We start from the raw sequence: 18,140 nt of genomic DNA on the forward strand, positions 1-18,140 counted from the left end.
CATGACTCAACAACCCCCGCGTCCTCTGGACGGCATCACCGTCGTCAGTCTCGAGCACGCCATCGCGGCGCCGTTCTGCACACGGCAACTGGCGGATCTGGGCGCCCGCGTGATCAAGATCGAGCGCCCCGGCGTCGGTGATTTCGCCCGTGGCTACGACCAGCGCGTCGACGGCCTGGCCTCGCATTTCGTCTGGACCAACCGCTCCAAGGAAAGCCTGACCCTGGACCTCAAGCAGGATGAGGCCGGCGACATTCTGGAGTCGCTGCTCGCCAAGGCCGACGTGCTGGTGCAGAACCTGGCGCCGGGCGCCGCTGCACGCATGGGCTTGTCGTTCGATGCCCTGCACGAACGCTTCCCGCGCCTGATCGTCTGCGACATTTCCGGCTACGGCGAAGGCGGGCCCTACGAGAAGAAGAAGGCCTACGACCTGTTGATCCAGAGCGAGGGCGGCTTTTTGTCGGTCACCGGAGGCCCTGGCGAAGACGAAATGGCCAAGGCCGGTTGTTCCATCGCCGACATCGCGGCCGGCATGTACGCCTACACCGGGATTCTGTCGGCGCTGATGCTGCGGGACAAGACCGGGGACGGCAGCCGCATCGACGTCAGCATGCTGGAAAGCCTGGTGGAGTGGATGGGCTACCCGATGTATTACGCCTACAACGGCGCGCCGCCACCGCCACGGGCCGGTGCGTCCCATTCGACGATCTATCCTTACGGGCCGTTTCCCACCGGCGGCGGTGGCACGATCATGCTGGGGCTGCAGAACGAGCGCGAATGGGCGCTGTTCTGTGAGAAGGTCCTGCTCGATCCGGCGCTGGCCACCGACGAGCGCTTTTCGGCGAATTTCAAACGCTCGGAAAACCGTGAGGTGCTGCGGCAGATCATCGTCGACGGTTTCGCGTCCTTGAGCGTCGATGACGTGGTGGCCCGTCTGGAAGACGCCCAGATCGCCAATGCGCGGGTCAACGACATGCAAGGTGTCTGGGACCATCCGCAGCTCAAGGCCCGCGATCGCTGGCGCGAAGTTGATAGCCCGTCCGGCCCGCTGCCGTCGCTGCTGCCGCCCGGCCATAACACCGCGTTCACGCCGCGCATGGACGGCGTGCCGGGTTTGGGCCAGCACACCGGCAGCATTCTTGGCGAGCTGGGGTTTTCGGCGGAAGACCAGACGCGGATGGCGGCGGGCAGAGTGGTCTAGCGCCTGTTTCTGCAAAAGGCTTTTTTGCGCGGCGCACCCCTTCCTACAGGACACTCTCAGGACACCGACATGGCTCACACCCTCATCCGCTCCGCACTGTTCGTCCCCGGCAGTCGCCCCGATCGTTTTGCCAAAGCCCTGGCGGCGGGCGCCGATGCGGTGATCGTCGATTTCGAAGACGCCGTCGAAGAACCCCTCAAGCGCCAGGCCCGGGACAATCTCGCGACCTTCCTGAACGACAACCCCCAAGCCTCTGTGTGGGTGCGGGTTAATGCGCCGACTCATGCCGAACACGCCGATGATCTAGGGTTTTGCCGACACCACTCGGGCGTCGCCGGGGTGCTGCTGCCGAAGGTCGAAAGCGCTGCTCACGTCGCGGCGGTCTGGCAGACAGGCAAACCGGTCCTGCCGATCATCGAAAGCGCCAAGGGCCTGCTGGTCCTGGAACAGATTGCCCATGCCCCGGGGGTTGAACGCTTGTCGTTTGGCGGACTCGACCTGGCGCTGGACCTGAACCTCAACAGCGGCACCCACGCCGCGCAGATGTTTCTCGATCAGGCGCGGATGTCGGTGCAACTGCATTCACGAGGCGCGGATTTGCTGCCACCGCTGGACGGCGTGCACCCGGCCATCGGCGACCCCCAAGGCCTGCACCGCGCCATTCGCCACGCCTACGACATGGGTTACGGCGGCGCGCTGTGCATCCATCCCGCCCAGGTGCCGGTGATCCATGCCGCCCTGACCCCCAGCGCTGATGACCTCAACTGGGCACAAAAGGTGATCAAGGCCAGCGCGGTGGCCAAGGGGGCAGGCGCGTTTCAGCTGGAGGGGCAGATGGTCGACGCGCCGGTGCTGCTCAGGGCTCAACGGTTGCTGGCGCTGGCGGCAGGGTAAATCCCATCTCCGGTGATTAATTTCACGCGTCATCGCGTTCATCAACCCCGAACGCCGGCTTACACAAATGCTGATTCTCTAAACACCGGGGCTTCGTCATCGTGGGGTTGCACTATGCTCATGCGCTCCACCTGCTCCTTCAAACATAAGCTCCTACAAAAATAAAAAGGTGATATCGATGTTGAAGCTGACCCAAGCGCTCTTCTGCGCGGCTGCGGTGTCTATGGCCGGCCTTGCACAGGCCGCTGACCCGATCACGATCAAGTTCGCCCACGTGGTGGCGGAAAACACGCCGAAGGGGCAGGGCGCGCTGCTTTTCCAGAAGATGGTCGCCGCCGACCCGGCCTTGAAAGACAAGGTCAAAGTCGAGGTCTATCCCAACTCTTCGCTGTTCGGTGACGGCAAGGAAATGGAAGCCCTGCTGCTCGGCGACGTGCAGATGCTGGCGCCGTCCCTGGCGAAATTCGAGCAGTACACCAAGAAAGTGCAGATCTACGACCTGCCGTTCCTGTTCAACGACCTCGCCGCCGTTGATCGCTTCCAGCAGGGTCCCCAGGGCAAGGCATTGCTGACCGCAATGGATGACAAGGGCATTCATGGCCTGGCCTATTGGCACAACGGACTCAAGCAACTGTCCGCCAACAAAAAGCTGGTTGAACCGAAAGATGCCCGTGGCCTGAAGTTCCGCGTTCAAGCCTCCAGCGTGCTCGAAGCCCAATTCGTCGCCCTGCACGCCAACCCGCGCAAGATGAGCTTCGCCGAGGTCTACCAGGGCCTGCAGACCGGCACCGTCAACGGCACCGAAAACACCTGGTCGAACTACGAAAGCCAGAAGGTCAACGAGGTGCAGCCGTTCTTCACCGAGTCCAACCATGGCCTGATCGACTACATGGTGATCACCAACTCCAAGTTCTGGAACGGCCTGCCGGCGGATGTGCGTGACGAACTGCAAAAGATCATGGATCAGGTCACCGTCGAGGTGAACAAGCAGGCCGAGGCGCTGAACCAGACCGCCAAGCAGAAAATCATCGATGCCAAAACCAGCGAAATCGTGACGCTCACCCCCGAGCAGCGCGCCAAATGGCGTGACGTCATGAAGCCGGTCTGGGACAAATTCTCCGAAGAAATCGGTGCTGACCTGATCAAGGCCGCCGACGATTCGAACAAGGCGCCTTGAGCCCTTCCTACGCTTCTCGATACAGACCGTGACGGCCCGGCGGCCACCCGTTTCGCGGGTGGTCTGCCTCCACGGCCGTCGCTCTGCCCGGCTACATTCGGCTTCGTTCGGAGAATGCTTATGCACCCGCTGACGCGACTCTGGGAGCATCTGGAGGAGGGCATCATTGCCTTCCTGCTGGCTGCCATGACCCTCGTGACTTTCGTCTACGTGGCGTTGAACAACATCTACACCCTGTTTTATTCCCTCAGCGATCAATGGACGGTGAGCAGCGACTTTTTCGCCGCCATCGGCGACCACCTGATGGGCTACGCCCAAGGCATGACCTGGAGCGTGGCGCTGACCAAAGCGCTGTTTGGCTGGCTGATCTTCTTCGGGATTTCCTACGGCGTGCGCACGGCGGGCCACCTGGGGGTCGACGCGCTGGTCAAGAAAACCAGCAAGCCGGTTCAGCGAATTCTGGCGATGCTGGCCTGTGCCTGCTGCCTGGCGTACGCCGGTCTGTTCCTCGTTGCCAGTTACAAGTGGGTGTCAGCGCTGTTCGTGGCCGGCATCGGTGCCGAAGACCTGGATCGTTACGGCATCAAGGTCGCGTACATCGCGGTCATCGTGCCGATCGGCTTTGCTCTGGTGATCGCCCGTTACCTGGAAATCCTCTACCGCATCTGGACGCACCGGCAGACCGGGCTGGGTCTGGCCGACGAAGCGGCTGAAGCGAGCAAACTCGCCAACCCTGCCGAGGAGCAGCACTGATGACTGTTATCTGCCTGTTCCTGCTGCTGTTCGTTTTCATGTTCCTGGGCGTGCCCATCGCCATTTCCCTGGGCTTGTCCGGCGCCGTTTCGATCCTGCTGTTCAGCCCGGACTCGTTGAGTTCGCTGGCGATCAAGCTGTTCGAAACCTCCGACAGCTACACCTTTCTGGCGATCCCGTTCTTCCTCTTGTCCGGCGCCTTCATGACCACGGGCGGGGTCGCGCAGCGGCTGATCGACTTTGCCAACGCCTGCGTCGGTCACATCCGCGGCGGTCTGGCGATTGCGGCGGTGCTGGCGTGCATGCTGTTTGCGGCGCTGTCCGGTTCATCGCCCGCGACCGTTGCAGCCGTGGGTTCGATAGCCGTCGCCGGCATGGTGCGCTCCGGTTACCCGAAGGCATTCGGCGCGGGCATCATCTGCAACGCCGGTACGCTGGGCATTCTGATCCCGCCTTCGATCGTGATGGTGGTCTACGCCGCTGCGACGGAGACCTCGGTCGGCAAACTGTTCATTGCCGGTGTGGTCCCCGGGATTCTGCTCGGCGTGATCCTGATGGTGGTGATCTACATCGTCGCCCGGGTCAAGAAACTCCCGGCCCAGCCACGGGTGACCTTCCGCCAATGGCTGCACACAGCGCAACGGGCGTTCTGGGGCCTGATGCTGCTGGTCATCATTCTCGGCGGGATCTACAGCGGCATGTTCACTCCGACCGAAGCGGCGGCGGTGGCGGCGGTGTATTCGGCGTTCATCGCGCTGTTCGTCTACAAGGACATGAGCTTCAAGGACTGCCCGAAGGTGCTGCTGGAGTCGGGCCGGCTGTCGATCATGCTGATGTTCATCATCGCCAACGCCATGCTGTTTGCCCACGTTCTGACCACAGAGCAAATCCCACAGCAGATTACCGCGTGGGTCATCTCCGAAGGCCTGACTCCGATCGGCTTCCTGATCATGGTGAACATTGTGCTGTTGGTCGCGGGCAGCTTCATGGAGCCTTCGGCAATCATCCTGATCCTGGCGCCGATCTTTTTCCCGATCGCGATGAAGCTCGGCATTGATCCGATTCACTTGGGCATCGTCATGGTGGTCAACATGGAGATCGGACTGGTCCACCCTCCGGTGGGGCTCAATCTGTTCGTGACGTCTGCGGTGACGGGCCTGACGTTGGGCGAGACCATTCGTGCGGCGTTGCCATGGCTGTCGATCCTGCTGGTGTTCCTGTTGCTGGTGACGTACGTGCCGTACATTTCGCTGGCACTGCCGAACTGGTTGGGGATGCCATGAGAGATGGGGGTCGTTCTTAGAGCCACATCAAGATCAATATCAATATCAAGATCAAGATCAATATCAACATCAAGATCAAGATCAAGATCTACGGCGGTCTGCCTAAGGGCAGACGTTTCGCCTTCGGCGAGTTACTTGGAAAAGCACCCCAAGTAACCAAGGGTGCCTGCTCTTGGTTGGGCCCTTCGTTCCTCAGGGTTCCCTCACTCCGACGACGCTCCGTGGGCCCGCCGCCATCCGCCATCCATGGCGGGGGGCGGCTCTCGCGGCATCCATGCCGCTCGGCCCACTGCGCGTTGTCTGCGTTCGGCCTGCACCCAAGTCGCGATTGGCGGCGTCTGAGCTTTCTGTGCATGAAGATCAAGATCAACAGCAGATCAAGAGCAAATCAAGGGCAGATCAAGGACAGATTGAGGGTAGATCAACGCTGGGACTTGTTGGAGTGAGCTTGCTCACGAAGGGGGCGGTACATTCCCCGAATATCTGGTGTTTGAAATACGGCATTCGCGAGCAAGCTCGCTCCCACAGGTAGGGGGCGCTCAGCAAATTGTTGGCGACTGGACTGGCCTCTTCCCGGCTAAAGCCGGTCCCACTAAAGGCAACCTTTGCAGTCAGCGCGATCGGCTCTTGTAGGACCGGCTTCAGCCGGGAAGCCCTTGATCTGCTTAAACCCGCTTTTGATCTTCGTACACAAAAACTCCAGACACCGCCAATCGCGACTTGGGTGCAGGCTGAACGTAGGTCTCGTGGAGTGGGTCGAGCCGCATGGATGCGGCGAGAGCGCCGTCAGGGCATGGATGCCCGTTCGGCGCGGGCCCACGGAGCGAGACCGGAGTGAAGGTACCCTGACGAAGGAAGGGCCCAACCAAGAGCAGGCACTTTTGCTTACTTTTGGTGCTTTTCAAAAGTAAGTCGCCGAAGGCGAAATGTCTGCCCTTAGGCAGACGCTCTTGATCTCTCCAACGGACAACTCCACTTTCATCCAGACGAAAAAAATCCGCGCTGCCTCGGGGAGAACAGCGCGGATCTTTGATCAATCACTCAATCAATGCACAAACAGTGCAATCAAAATGATGATCGGGATTGGAATGCCGAGGAACCACAGAAGTAGTGAACGCATGATGACTCTCCTTAATCAGCGAATGCTGGAAGTAGTGGAATAAGCACGGGTTTCGACATACGTCACCGCATCACGACGACGACCACCCCAGATAGCGGCAAGGCTGGCCACGAACGCACCGCACAGCAGCGAAACGAATGTCCACAGCGCAGCCGTTGCAGCGGCCTTCGCGGCAGCATCGGCAGCCTGTTGAGCTTTAAGCTTGGCATCGGCAACAGCTTGCTTGGCCTGACCGTAAACCTGATCAACACGCGCCTGGGCATCGGCCTGACTCAAGTTGGTACGCTGAGCGACCAGCTGTGCCAGGTAGGTACGGTCTTCCGGAGCCAGCTGACCATCGTTGGCCATGGTCTTGGTGAAGATACGCACCACCACGCCGTGGGCAGCATCATCGCTGACAGCAGCAGGACGATCATCGCGGAACAGCGAATCGATGTAGTAACCGTATTGGTCACTGCTGGTATTGCCCGCTGCAGAACCGGCCGCAGTGGCGGCAGTACCTGCAACACCGGCAACCGCGGTAGCACCGGCTTTCACGCCGCTGCCGACGATGCCGCTGACCGAACCGATGATCAACACGGCGGCCACCAGCGTAGCGACAGCCCACGACAGGAAGCCGTGTGCGGTGTCACGGAAGTAGACTTCGTCACCGTGCATGTTGGCCCATTTGACGCGCAGACGACCGGCGAGGTAACCGCCAAGACCGGATGCCACGATCTGCGTCAGCGCCAGCCAGACGACCGTCGAGATACCGATGGTCTTGGCGCTCGCGCCTTCGTTGGCCCAGGGCGACATCGCCGAGAAACCAAGACCCGAACCCAGCAGAACCAGGATAAGGGACAACGCGGCGGCACCGGCGGCGCCAGCAAAGATGGCGCCCCAGGACACGCCCGAGACCGAGGAGGACTCTTCTACAGCGGCAGGATAAGAATCAGGTGAGACGTTCATTGTGCTGCTCCGTGCGAATGATGTTGTGCTTCTCCCCATTACGGTGCACTGCCTGTGCCAGCTGCGGATTCGAATAAAAACTCTTAAAAATCAATGACCTGTAAATTAAGCTATCTAAAGCGGCCGTGCAAAATGCATGAACGTCCCAAAAGTGCGGATGCGTTCTGCCCGGTGACGGGATTTCCATGGCTGTCAGAGGTTTGCGACAATCTTCTGCGACGGATTCCGTCAATGCGCAACATTCCGGCACATTTATGCCTGGATGGTGTCTTATAACGTCACCCCCGCAGGTTGACAGCTATAGTCCGCCCACAGCCACTGTTTCTTCGAGAGGTAACCCAGCATGTTTGTCCATCGCCCCCTGGAAGAAAAAGACGTCCCTTTCATCTGCGATATGCCTCAGAGCATTGACGAGCTCTTCTATATGTTTCCGAAGGCGGTATTCCCGCTCACACCGGAGCAGCTCAACGAATCCATCGCGCAGCGCTCGGACAACACCGTCATCGAGCTGGACGGCCAAGTGGTAGGATTCGCCAATTTCTCCCGCTACGACTTCAGAGGCCGGTGCTCCATGGGCAACGTCATCATCGACCCGCGCTTTCGCTCCAAGGGCGTTGGCCGCTACATGATTGGCTGCATGATGGAGCTGGCGTTCGGCAAACATGAAGCGGCGGAACTGACCGCTTCCTGCTTCAACCATAACGTTCCCGGATTGCTCTTCTACCCCAAGCTGGGATTCAAACCCTTCGCCATTGAAGAGCGTCAGGACAAAAAGGGCGCTCGCGTTGCCCTCATTCATCTCAAGTTGCCACGCAGCTGATCCCATCAGCAAATAACGTCACTCGTCGGGCTGCCCAAGGACGCCCGACGAATGGCTGAGCGCATGCTCGCCGCCTGATCGTGTCGATTGATCCGCTGACCCCGCTAGTTAAACGATTAACGAGGAAGGTTCTATTCCGATGAATCGATTTTGCTCAGCCAACCTGTGTCTGGCGCAATTGAGTGCGGGCAATCGCGGTTGTTTGCTTCACTTTGGGGCGCGGCGTATAACTTGGATATTCCTGTTTGCCGAATGGCAGGCAGGCACGGGAAACATTTCCAGCGTCCTGGAAGTGGTTACTTATAGTCAGGCGAGTGGCTGAACGCATCACCCAGTCCTGCCTGTGGAGGATTGAAGATGATTGCCTGTACGCTCTCTAATCTTGAACTGCGCAGCATCATAGAAAGTGCGTTTCTGCCTCTGCGCTGCAACTGCACGGTGCTGGAGGATGTGATGACGGTTGAAGTCATCGACCCCGTCACCGAGCACGTCGAATTGTTCGCTTCCAATATTGCCCTGGATTCCCTCGATAACAGCCACGCCTTGTGCGTACTGATTCGAGATCTCCAGGCCGAGCTCGAAAGGGCCAGGCATTACCCCCATGCATTGGCGGGGTGAGCGCGGGGCTCTAGCAATAATCGCCATTCGGCCTTATGTTGGTCTGTATCGGCCCAAAGCGGCCAGGCGGGATATTGAGGATTTGCATGGCGCACGCGCAACCCGGGATCGAGGTGATACGAGAGCAGGAACGAGTGGCGCCTCTGCGCCGCCGTCGCAAGGTCATGATCGGCCTCGGCTGCCTGCTGGGGATTGTGGTGGTGGGCGCGGCGACGATCGTCACGATGCTGGAGCGCCTGGAAACGCGAAATGCCAGCTTCCGGCCGCCTATGACATCCCTGGAGCGACAACGGCTTCTTCCCGCCGAGCCGGTGCTGGAAGTCAAACCCCAAGTAGAAGGCCTGCGCTACGGCGCCGCAATCGCGCCGGCAGGTCAGCCGGAGAGCGGCACGTCCGCTACGTCAGAAGAGGCGTCTGCCTCCGCAGCGGCGTTGCTCTTCAGCTCACCACCACTGACGCCTGCACCGCTGAGCCCCTCAGCGCTGGGTGCTTCAGAGACTCGATCCAGCAAACCGCTGGGCATCGCTCAGGCCATTCACGTGCACATCGGCCAACAGTAATCCTACCTTTCTCAATGCATCCGGCGACGGTGCTCGTTTTCGAAGAGCAGTTTGAACTGCTCTTCGCCGTTGTCTTGAACCGCATAGTGTTCTCGCACAGGCCCTGCTTCCACGCGTCCATCCATCGCAACGCGAATGATCGCTGACTTGTGCAAATAATCCGGCACGTCGCCGATGATCGTCAGCTCGCGCAGGCTGTGACCGTCATGCTCGATGGTGGCCAGTCGCACTCGGCAGGTGGCCTGCATGGGAATAGGGCCAAACAGCGTATCTCGCGAATAATCAATTTCGGCAATGCTGGACCGACGGTTTTTATCAGCATTCATCAGGGTCACCTCTCTGTCCGTTGGAAAGTGCTCAGCATGACAATGGAGACATGCCAGGGCGGAATAGTTCTCATCGCCGCTCACGATAATTCTCCATTCATCGGACACGCCAGAGAGTGCCTCTGCTCTTCAAGGGGAAGTAAATGTATATGAAGCTGAAAAACTTCTGACGTCAATAAACGCTTCAAGACGTCCCCGGTGATTGGTAACTGCAACTAAGGATGACGCTTACCCCAATGCCTTATTGCGAATAAGAGCACTTATCCATCGGCGACCTGAGTTTTGCAGCTAAATTGCCAAGCCTTCTTATTTTATAAATACATGGGGCTCAGATGAGGCGACATAATAATGGCGTCATATTTTCTAATTCCTTTAAAAACAATGAGTTATGTCTCCGGCTAGGCTGATGCAGCGTTTTCTCAAAAAATTGACACTTCATCTGATCCCTGCAAACATCACGTTACGTTTTCAACTTAGATAACCCGCGCTTAGTGCAAGCGCCCGACACTTCTCGTTTCATGATTATTCCTTTCAGACGCGCGATGAGTTGGCGGTAGCGTCCTTCTAAGAAACCTGACGAAGGGAAGCCTCAACAGGTGGCGACCGGCCGGCTCATGAAACGAGCTGCTGCCCCGAAAGCGGCGTCCCAGAGCCTGCACCAATCGATCGACCTCGCGTCGGTCATCCGACCCTTTATCACCACCGACGTGATGCAAATCACTGCGGTAGTTGTGTCTGCCAGAAGTGCAGTAGTTCAGTCATTGCTCATTTATTTTTCAACTTGAAAGTCCAGACGTCGCTTCAGCGGTAGCGGTTGAACGCCCACGTAAGTGGGGCGGTTTTTAACGCACGTGGCGATACGGTAACGACCCAGCGTGGAGTGACAGTTATGCAAGGAGATCATCTGGAAACCGTTTGCGGTTGCGTAGTAGGAGGTGCCGGACCTGCGGGGATGGGACTGCTTTTCAACGCCTTGAAAAGTGGCGCCATGCCAGAACTGGCCAAGGAAGGTTTAATCATTGTCGACGCCAGTCCCACGCCGGGCACGGGCCGTTTGGGCGATTACCGGATCACCGCCAACTCAGTGGGCGATGTGTTCCTTGATTGTCTGCGCGACCTGGCTTTGCGTGATGTATTCGAACCTCTCGAGCATTCGCCCGCCTACTGGCGCATCCGTCGTCAGGCGCAAAGCGCGCCGCAGTTGGCGGACGTCGCTGAACTGCTGGCGGAAGCCTCGAAGCTGGTGCTCGACTTTATCGTCGAGCGCTACGGCGTGAAGCTATGGAGCAGCACGACGATCACCGAGATCGTGCGTGAGGGTGACGAGTATCAAGTGTGGGTCGAGTCCGAAGGCCGCAGTCGGCGTATTCGCAGCCGCGCAGTCGTCCTCAATCTGGGTGGCTGGCAGGACCCGCAGCATCTGCTCGACAGCTTGGCGGATCAAGGCCTCGCGGTACCACCTTCCGCGCGGATCGAGAGCGCCGACGCACTGTTGAGGATGAATGCCGTGCAACTGCGCCACCTTTTCGCGACCACGCTGGCGTCCAAGGGCCGGGTGTGCGTCGTGGGTGGCTCCCACAGCGCGTTCTCGGTGCTGGAAAACCTGGCCGACGCGCTGGAATTCGCCGGCCTGGAGGAAGTGACGCTGGTCCACCGTTCGCCGATCCGCCTGTTTTACGAAACTGCCCAGGCCGCGCTTGACGCCGGCTATGCGTTCGATGCGGCCAGGGATGTCTGCCCGGTTTCGGGCCGGGTCAACCGCTCGGGCGGTTTGCGCTACCGGGCGCTGGACGTGGGGCGTGAAGCCCTGTCCAAAGGCCAGATTGGCAAGACCGGCGTCCGCGTGCAGTTGCTGCAGACCCATCAGGGCCCGGCCGATCAGTTCGAGCGCGCCCGTCAGGCGCTGGCGGAAGCCGACATTGTCGTGCAGTGCACCGGTTATCAGCCGGTGCTGCCGGCATTGAGTCATGCCGGGGGGGAGGCCATCACGCTGATGGAGGTCAAGGGCGGACTGGATTCCGACCCGTCGGGCTGTCCGCTGGATGCCAGCGGTCAGCGCCTGCATGGCCTGCACCTGTTCGGTCTGGGGGCAGGACTGGGCGTCGATCCGCGATTGGGCAGCGAGGCGTCTTTTGATGGCCGCATCTACGGCGTCTGGCAGTTCCATCACGACGCCAGCGGCGTGGTGATCGATTCGGTCCTGACCCGCTTGCAGACCCCGGTCGTGCAGCCCATCCCTGCTGCGCCACGGCTGGTGTCCAGTCGCAGCGAAGAACGCCTGCCATTCCTTTGGCCGGTGCTGGTCAACGCGCAGTCCTGATGCTCCTTGCAACACCCGAATCCCGGCGCTCCTTTGGTTAGGCAGCCCGGGATTTTTTTTGCCCGTGATGCAGTCGCGCAAACTAGATGTTGGCCGCCATATAAGCAGTTCGCCAGAGTCCGGCCGCTGATCTATTCTGCTTGCCTGACCCTCGACGTTGCATCGAACAGGAACTGACCAATGCGTATTTTGATGGTGGGCGCGGGCGCGATCGGCGGCTATTTCGGCGGCCGATTGCTGGACGCCGGGCGAGACGTGACGTTTCTGGTGCGCGAAGGACGGGCGCAGGAACTGGAGCGTGACGGGCTGATCGTGCGCAGCCCGCTGGGTAACATCGAATACCCGTCGCCGCCGCAGGTCATGGCGGAGATGCTGGACACGCCATTCGACCTGATCGTCCTCAGCTGCAAGGCCTACGACCTTGACACCGCCATGGAATCCTTCGCGCCAGCGGTCGGCCCGGAGACGTTGATCCTGCCGCTGCTCAATGGCATGGCGCATCTGGATCGCCTTGCCGAGCGGTTCTCCCCCGCAAACGTGCTCGGCGGCCAATGCCTGATCTCGCTGGATCGCGATGCCTCGGGCGCCATCCTTCATTTGAACGAGACTAACCAGCTCTCGTTTGGCGAACGGGACGGTGGGCTGACGCCGCGCATTCAGCAGGTCGCCGAGGCGCTGGGCAATGCAGGGTTCGACGCGATTCTGAATGAGCAGATTACTCAGGAGATGTGGGAAAAATGGTGCTTCATCGCGACCGGGGCCGGCATTACCGGATCGATGCGCGCGAGCATCGGCGACGTGGTCGCCAGTGGCGGGGAAGGGCTGATTCTGAAGTTGCTGGATGAGTGCGCCCAAGTGGCAGAGCACGCCGGGCACCCGCTGCGCAGTGAAGTCCGCCAGCGCTTCGAGAACATGCTGACCGCTCCCGGCTCGAAGATGACCGCCTCAATGCTCAGGGACATCGAGCGCGGCGCGCCGATTGAAGTGGAACATGTGTTCGGTGAGCTGATTGCCCGCCGGCCAGGCGCCGACAGGTCACCTGAAGGTTCACTGTCGGCACTCGATTACGTGTCTCTGCACCTGCGCGCGTATGAGGCGCGGCGCCTCGCGTGACAGCGCCGGGGAGCAGGTGTCAGTCATTTGGCCGGGGTGTGCGTCGCCAGTTCCATGATCATCCGCGTCAGCAGGTAAATGCGCGGCGACACGCTGTCGACTTCGGCATATTCCTCGGGCGTGTGAATGTTGCCGCCGACGATGCCGAAGCCATCCAGCGTTGGCACACCGACCCCGGCCGAGAGGCTCGCATCGGCCGCGCCGCCACTGCCCTCGATGGTCAGCTTGCGGCCGATCTCGCCGTAGATGCCCTGGGCGATATCGACCAGCTTGTCGGTTTCCGGCGTCTGCGGCATAGGTGGCAGGCCACGTTCCAGGCGGGTCGTCACTTGGGTGTCTGGGATCAGTTTGTCCGCCGAGACACGGGCCAGGTCCTTCTCGATGCGGTCGAATTCCTCCGGCACGGCGGCGCGCACATCGGCCTTGGCGGTGGCCTGATCGGGGATCACGTTGGTACGATCGCCTGCGTTGAGCACGGTGAAGTTGATCGTGGTCTTCTTCTCGGCATCGCCCAGTTTGCCCAGTTGCAGAATCTGATGCGCCACCTCCATGGCCGCGTTACGCCCCAGCTCCGGCGCGACGCCGGCGTGGGACGCCTTGCCCTTGACCTCGACCACGGCGGTGGCGCTGCCTTTGCGCCAGACCACCAAACCATCGGCGGGACGTCCCGGCTCCAGGTTCAGGGTCACATCGTGCTGTTTGGCGACGTTCTGAATCAGCGCCGTGGCGGCGGCCGAGCCGGTTTCTTCGCTGGCGTCCAGCAGGAAGGTAATCTGCGCGTAGTCCTTGAAGTCGAGTTTCTTCAGAATCTTCAGCGCGTAGAGCCCGGCGACGATGCCGCCCTTGTCGTCCATCACCCCCGGCCCGTACGCGCGACCGTCCTTGATGTGGAAAGGCCGGGCCGCGGCGGAGCCTTCCTTGAATACGGTGTCCATGTGCGCCATCAGCAAGATCTTCGCCTTGCCGGCGCCCTTGAGCGTCGCGACCACATGCTGGCTCTTGTCCGGCGCGGTATTGGGGATCGTCTCGATGGTTGCGCCAAGCGCCTTGAGCTGGGCGACGACGATGTCCCGCACCTGGGTCAGTCCCGGCTCATAGCCGGAGCCCGTATCGATATTGACCAGCTGCTCCAGCAGTTTCAACGCTTCGTCCTTGTATTGCTCGGCATCTGCCTGGACCTGCTTGTCGGGCTCGGCGAACGCAGGGGCTGCCGCTGAAAACGCGATACCGAAGGCCAGCGCGCTGGCGAGAAGGGAGCGGGAAAAGGGTGAGGTCATTGTCGATCCTTGTAATGGCATGAAGAGGACTCGATCGACACCCTAGCCCGTTGCACAGGATCGTGCATGTCAAAACACGTTATTCACGTCAGCAAAAACGTCGAACCTTTCAGGTGGGCTACCCTCAACATTCCTACATCAGCCATCAAAGGAGAGGCATCCCATGCCGGTTAAGCACGATTTGTACGCGGACCTGAGCATCACCAAGGAAGAGCTTGCCAAGCGCAAAGGCAGCGACGCGAAGCTCAATGCCCTGGTCGAGCACTATGATGAGCTGGACATCCAGATTGTCAGCGCCGAAGAGGCGGGCGATATCCCCGACGAGGAGTTGAAGAAACTCAAGGAAAAACGGTTGCAGGCAAAAGACACCATCGCCAGTCACCTGAACACCCCGGACTGATCGGGTTAAACGGGTCAGTTACTAAAACGGCCGATCTCTTATGGAGGTCGGCCGTTTTTAGTTGGCGATACCCGATGTCTGACAACTTGCCTCGACATCCGGAAGTGCATCGTCAATTACGCTGAATCAGTGTCTTCGCTCGGGCTTAGTTGTCCGCGGGGCGATTTCCATGGATCCAAAGTTCAGACGAAAAAAAACGGCGTCTGGTCAGTCGCCGTCGCCGATCTGTCAGCACCGGGTGGCCGCTGACAGTTATCGAATAAGCATAAACCGGTGGGTTTATTGCGGATCCTGGTCAGGTGCAGTCTCGGCCTTGATGCGCTTGTAGATTTCTTCGCGGTGCACGGAAACATCTTTCGGAGCGTTGATGCCAAGACGAACCTGGAGGCCCTGAACGCCCAGAATGGTGACGGTGATGTCGTCACCAATGTTTATGCTTTCGCCGACTTTGCGGGTGAGTATCAACATAATCTTTTCCTTGATGGCCTCATGAAGCGCCTCTACCGGGAGGCTGGCGTGAGCCTTTGGGTGATGGTAATTGCCGAATGCATCCAAATGCGGTCATCAGTATGACGCCATTGGTACGATTTTAATTCCCCAGGTTCATCGTCTCGTCACAGTTAGCGTGGCTCCTGGGTCGAACGGCAGGTGAATCTTGCCTGATGCTGGCGGGAAATTCCCGCGCGAATCGGCTATCGGGCTGATAGCCGAATTCCGGGCGGCGCCTATTCCACACTCCTTTGAGCTTTATTGCAAAGAACTCATGCCGGGCAGCGATGAAATTTTCATTAGATTGCTGAGTACGAGTTCTCTGAAAGGAGTGTAGGAGACTTCCCAAATGAGTACCGGCAAAACGCGGTAACTTTAATCGAATTGATGACGGCATGTGTGAACGGTTTTGTATCAGGCCCGGTTCACCTGCCCTGCAGACGCTAGCCTCAGCATCCGGAGCGTGGCGGTGAATGGTTTGAGGGGGGGCAGAAACGACATGCCCACCGCGAGGGTGGGCATGGGAACAGCGAAGAAACCGCAGCGTCAATTTGCCGCGATCAAAGCATCAGACGACCAGCGACAACAGCATGATCAGGATGATGCCCACCACCGACAGGATGGTTTCCATCACGGTCCAGGTTTTCAGGGTTTCGGCCACGGTCATGTTGAAGTACTGCTTGACCAGCCAGAAGCCTGCGTCGTTCACGTGGGACAGGATCAGCGAACCGGCACCGGTTGCCAGAACCAGCAGCTCACGGTTCACGCCCGGGATCATGCCGACCACAGGGGCCACAATCCCGGCACCGGTGATGGTGGCGACGGTCGCAGAACCGGTAGCAATCCGGATCACCGCAGCCACCAGCCACGCCAGCAGAATCGGCGAGATCTGCGCCTGCACGGCCATGTGGCCGATCAGGTTACCCACGCCACTGTCCACCAGCATCTGCTTGAAGCCACCGCCGGCACCGACGATCAGCACGATCGCGGCCACGGGCGCCAGGCTTTGGTCGAGCAGCTTGATGATGTGGTCACGGCTGAAACCACGGGCCGAACCGAAGGTGTAGAACGCCAGCAGCAGGGCGAACAACAGGGCAGCGATCGGGTGACCGATGAAGTCCATCCAGATGCGGAAGATGTGACCGGCTGGCAGCGCGACGTCGGCGAACGTCTTCAGCAGCATCAGGAACACCGGCAGCAGGATCGTCACCAGGGTGATGGCGAAGCTCGGCAGGTTTTCGTTGGTTGATTCTTTGGCAATCTGGTCCATCAGCTCTTTCGACGGGTTGCCCGGAATGCGCTTGGCAATCCACTTGCCGTAGATGGGACCTGCGATGATTGCAGTCGGGAACGCCACGATCAGACCGTAGAAAATGGTCTTGCCGATGTCTGCGTTGAAGATGCCGATGGCCAGCAGCGGACCCGGGTGCGGTGGCACCAGGCCGTGGACGGCCGACAGACCTGCCAGCAACGGGATACCGATTTTGACGATGGACACACCGCTGCGACGGGCAACGATGAACACCAGCGGGATCAACAGCACGAAGCCGATTTCGAAGAAAAGCGGGATACCCACCAGAAACGCCGAAAACATCATGGCCCAGTGCACGCGGTCCTTGCCGAAGCGACGGATCAGCGTCTGGGCGATCTGGTCAGCACCGCCGGAATCGGCCATCAGCTTGCCGAGCATGGTGCCCAGGCCAAGGATGATGCCGACGAAACCGAGCACGCCGCCGAAACCGTCCTGGAACGATTTCATCACTTTGTCGACCGGCATCCCGGAGGTCAGCCCGAGAAAGCCTGCAGCGATGGTCAATGCAATAAAGGGGTGGACTTTGAACTTGGTGATCAGAAGCACAAGGCCAATGATGGTCACCAACGCATCGACCAGCAGATACGTGTCTTGAGTCATGCCGAACATGGGGGTGTCTCTCCGTTGTATTTTGTTTTTTTGGAGCTACTGCTTGACGCTGTTGCTCTCTGCCCTGTGAAGCGAGGGCAGCGTCATCAGAGACAGCGCTACCTTTGCCGCTCACGCCTGATCGAGGATCAAGAGCCGGTGCGCGCGGTGACAGATGGGGTGTGAGATTCGGAGCCAGACTCGCTCCACCAGGTGGCCGCTTCCTTACCGATGGTCTCGATCGATTTGGTTGCGTCCACCACCAGTGTGCGGTCTTCGTTGTACGGAGGCTCGAGGGTCGCAAACTGGCTGTCGACCAGACTGGCCGGCATGAAGTGCCCCGGGCGATGGGAGCAGCGTTCGGTGGCGAGTTCTTTGGTCAGCTCCAGAAACACGAAGCCCAGCTCCGGGACGGCTGCACGCAGACGTTCGCGGTAGATGAGCTTGAGGGAGGAGCAGGTCAGAACGGGCTTTTCGCCGTTCTTTACCGCGGCGGCAACTTCTTCGCCGAGGCGGGTCAGCCAGCCGGCGCGGTCGTTGTCGTCGAGGGGATGGCCCGCGCTCATCTTGTCGATGTTGGCTTGAGGATGGAACGCATCACCCTCGATCAGGCGACCGCCGCTGTTTTTAGCGATGGCCTCGCCGACGGCACTCTTGCCGCAGCCGGAAACACCCATTACCACGATGGCGGAAATAGCATGTGGAGCAGTAGTCATAAAAACCTCGTCCCGGAGACAGCGCTGTCTTCGCCGAATGGTGTGCAAGTCCGGCGAGACTGTTTCCAGGTGTAGTCATTGTTATGGGTATCTCGCTGATCCATGAGATGCATCAATCCAGTCGTTTAGACGATCGAAAAGTTGCGGGCCTCCGTGAGATAGCGCTACCTTAGAGCCCATCCCACACAATCGCAACCCCCGCAGCTTCCTTCCAATCAGTTGGCA

17 protein-coding genes are annotated in these 18,140 nt (G+C 59.7%); 11 read left to right on the forward strand and 6 right to left on the reverse strand.

All coding sequences use genetic code 11. From position 1 onward, the window contains the following. Position 1 precedes the first annotated feature (1 nt). From ABEH28_RS08295 to dctM, 5 genes are all read left to right on the forward strand, one after another. Complete coding sequence (locus ABEH28_RS08295) at positions 2–1,201, forward strand: CaiB/BaiF CoA-transferase family protein (RefSeq protein ID WP_346629635.1); 1,200 nt, start codon at positions 2–4, stop codon at positions 1,199–1,201. A 69-nt stretch (positions 1,202–1,270) separates the two neighbouring features. Then, positions 1,271–2,095 (forward strand): CoA ester lyase, encoded by an 825-nt coding sequence (locus ABEH28_RS08300; RefSeq protein ID WP_346629636.1) that lies wholly within the window; start codon positions 1,271–1,273, stop codon positions 2,093–2,095. 178 nt (positions 2,096–2,273) lie between these two features. Next, entirely contained in the window at positions 2,274–3,272 is a 999-nt protein-coding gene (locus ABEH28_RS08305) for a TRAP transporter substrate-binding protein (RefSeq protein WP_346629637.1), read from the forward strand. Positions 3,273–3,392: 120 nt separating this feature from the next. Next, entirely contained in the window at positions 3,393–4,025 is a 633-nt protein-coding gene (locus tag ABEH28_RS08310) for a TRAP transporter small permease (RefSeq protein ID WP_192174346.1), read from the forward strand. Further along, positions 4,025–5,308, forward strand: coding sequence for a C4-dicarboxylate TRAP transporter large permease protein DctM (gene dctM, locus ABEH28_RS08315; RefSeq protein ID WP_065989499.1), 1,284 nt, complete (start codon positions 4,025–4,027; stop codon positions 5,306–5,308). Before ABEH28_RS08310 ends, dctM begins: the two co-directional genes overlap by 1 nt. 1,135 nt (positions 5,309–6,443) lie before the next feature. Here the strand turns inward: dctM and ABEH28_RS08320 are convergent. Then, positions 6,444–7,376 carry a hypothetical protein gene (locus ABEH28_RS08320; RefSeq protein WP_346629638.1) on the reverse strand — a complete coding sequence of 311 codons (933 nt, stop codon included), beginning with the start codon at positions 7,374–7,376 and terminating at the stop codon, positions 6,444–6,446. Positions 7,377–7,719: 343 nt separating this feature from the next. Between ABEH28_RS08320 and ABEH28_RS08325 the strand changes: the two genes are divergently transcribed. The 3 genes from ABEH28_RS08325 to ABEH28_RS08335 all read left to right on the forward strand — a co-directional run bounded on the left by ABEH28_RS08325 (position 7,720) and on the right by ABEH28_RS08335 (position 9,374). Then, entirely contained in the window at positions 7,720–8,196 is a 477-nt protein-coding gene (locus tag ABEH28_RS08325) for a GNAT family protein (RefSeq protein WP_192174343.1), read from the forward strand. Between the two features lie 357 nt (positions 8,197–8,553). Beyond that, positions 8,554–8,814 carry a DUF1652 domain-containing protein gene (locus ABEH28_RS08330; RefSeq protein WP_282370862.1) on the forward strand — a complete coding sequence of 87 codons (261 nt, stop codon included), beginning with the start codon at positions 8,554–8,556 and terminating at the stop codon, positions 8,812–8,814. Between the two features lie 86 nt (positions 8,815–8,900). Then, positions 8,901–9,374, forward strand: coding sequence for a hypothetical protein (locus tag ABEH28_RS08335; RefSeq protein WP_346629639.1), 474 nt, complete (start codon positions 8,901–8,903; stop codon positions 9,372–9,374). Between the two features lie 11 nt (positions 9,375–9,385). Here the strand turns inward: ABEH28_RS08335 and ABEH28_RS08340 are convergent, their stop codons facing one another. Beyond that, positions 9,386–9,784 carry a hypothetical protein gene (locus ABEH28_RS08340; protein WP_282370865.1) on the reverse strand — a complete coding sequence of 133 codons (399 nt, stop codon included), beginning with the start codon at positions 9,782–9,784 and terminating at the stop codon, positions 9,386–9,388. 805 nt (positions 9,785–10,589) lie between these two features. Here ABEH28_RS08340 and ABEH28_RS08345 point away from each other — a divergent pair. Both ABEH28_RS08345 and ABEH28_RS08350 read left to right on the forward strand, forming a co-directional pair. After that, positions 10,590–12,020: a pyridine nucleotide-disulfide oxidoreductase gene (locus ABEH28_RS08345; RefSeq protein WP_346629640.1), complete on the forward strand. Its 1,431-nt coding sequence runs from the start codon at positions 10,590–10,592 to the stop codon at positions 12,018–12,020. Between the two features lie 180 nt (positions 12,021–12,200). Beyond that, positions 12,201–13,133 carry a ketopantoate reductase family protein gene (locus ABEH28_RS08350; RefSeq protein ID WP_346629641.1) on the forward strand — a complete coding sequence of 311 codons (933 nt, stop codon included), beginning with the start codon at positions 12,201–12,203 and terminating at the stop codon, positions 13,131–13,133. 23 nt (positions 13,134–13,156) lie between these two features. Here ABEH28_RS08350 and ABEH28_RS08355 read toward each other — a convergent pair whose 3' ends face one another. Next, positions 13,157–14,410 carry a M20/M25/M40 family metallo-hydrolase gene (locus ABEH28_RS08355; protein ID WP_192174337.1) on the reverse strand — a complete coding sequence of 418 codons (1,254 nt, stop codon included), beginning with the start codon at positions 14,408–14,410 and terminating at the stop codon, positions 13,157–13,159. A 163-nt stretch (positions 14,411–14,573) separates the two neighbouring features. On the opposite strand from ABEH28_RS08355, the gene ABEH28_RS08360 reads away from it, so the two are divergent. Continuing rightward, positions 14,574–14,810, forward strand: coding sequence for a DUF465 domain-containing protein (locus ABEH28_RS08360; RefSeq protein WP_192174336.1), 237 nt, complete (start codon positions 14,574–14,576; stop codon positions 14,808–14,810). Positions 14,811–15,089: 279 nt separating this feature from the next. On the opposite strand, the gene csrA is transcribed toward ABEH28_RS08360, so the two are convergent. From csrA to ABEH28_RS08375, 3 genes are all read right to left on the reverse strand, one after another. Continuing rightward, a complete protein-coding gene (gene csrA / locus ABEH28_RS08365) occupies positions 15,090–15,278 on the reverse strand; it encodes a carbon storage regulator CsrA (protein ID WP_037012727.1) in 189 nt (62 codons plus the stop codon). Between the two features lie 589 nt (positions 15,279–15,867). Then, positions 15,868–17,220: a GntP family permease gene (locus tag ABEH28_RS08370; RefSeq protein ID WP_192174335.1), complete on the reverse strand. Its 1,353-nt coding sequence runs from the start codon at positions 17,218–17,220 to the stop codon at positions 15,868–15,870. 128 nt (positions 17,221–17,348) lie between these two features. Then, positions 17,349–17,876 (reverse strand): gluconokinase, encoded by a 528-nt coding sequence (locus ABEH28_RS08375; protein WP_192174361.1) that lies wholly within the window; start codon positions 17,874–17,876, stop codon positions 17,349–17,351. Positions 17,877–18,140: the final 264 nt, after the last annotated feature.

This window comes from Pseudomonas sp. Ps21-P2 (genome assembly GCF_039672565.1).
In the GTDB taxonomy this organism is placed as follows: domain Bacteria; phylum Pseudomonadota; class Gammaproteobacteria; order Pseudomonadales; family Pseudomonadaceae; genus Aquipseudomonas.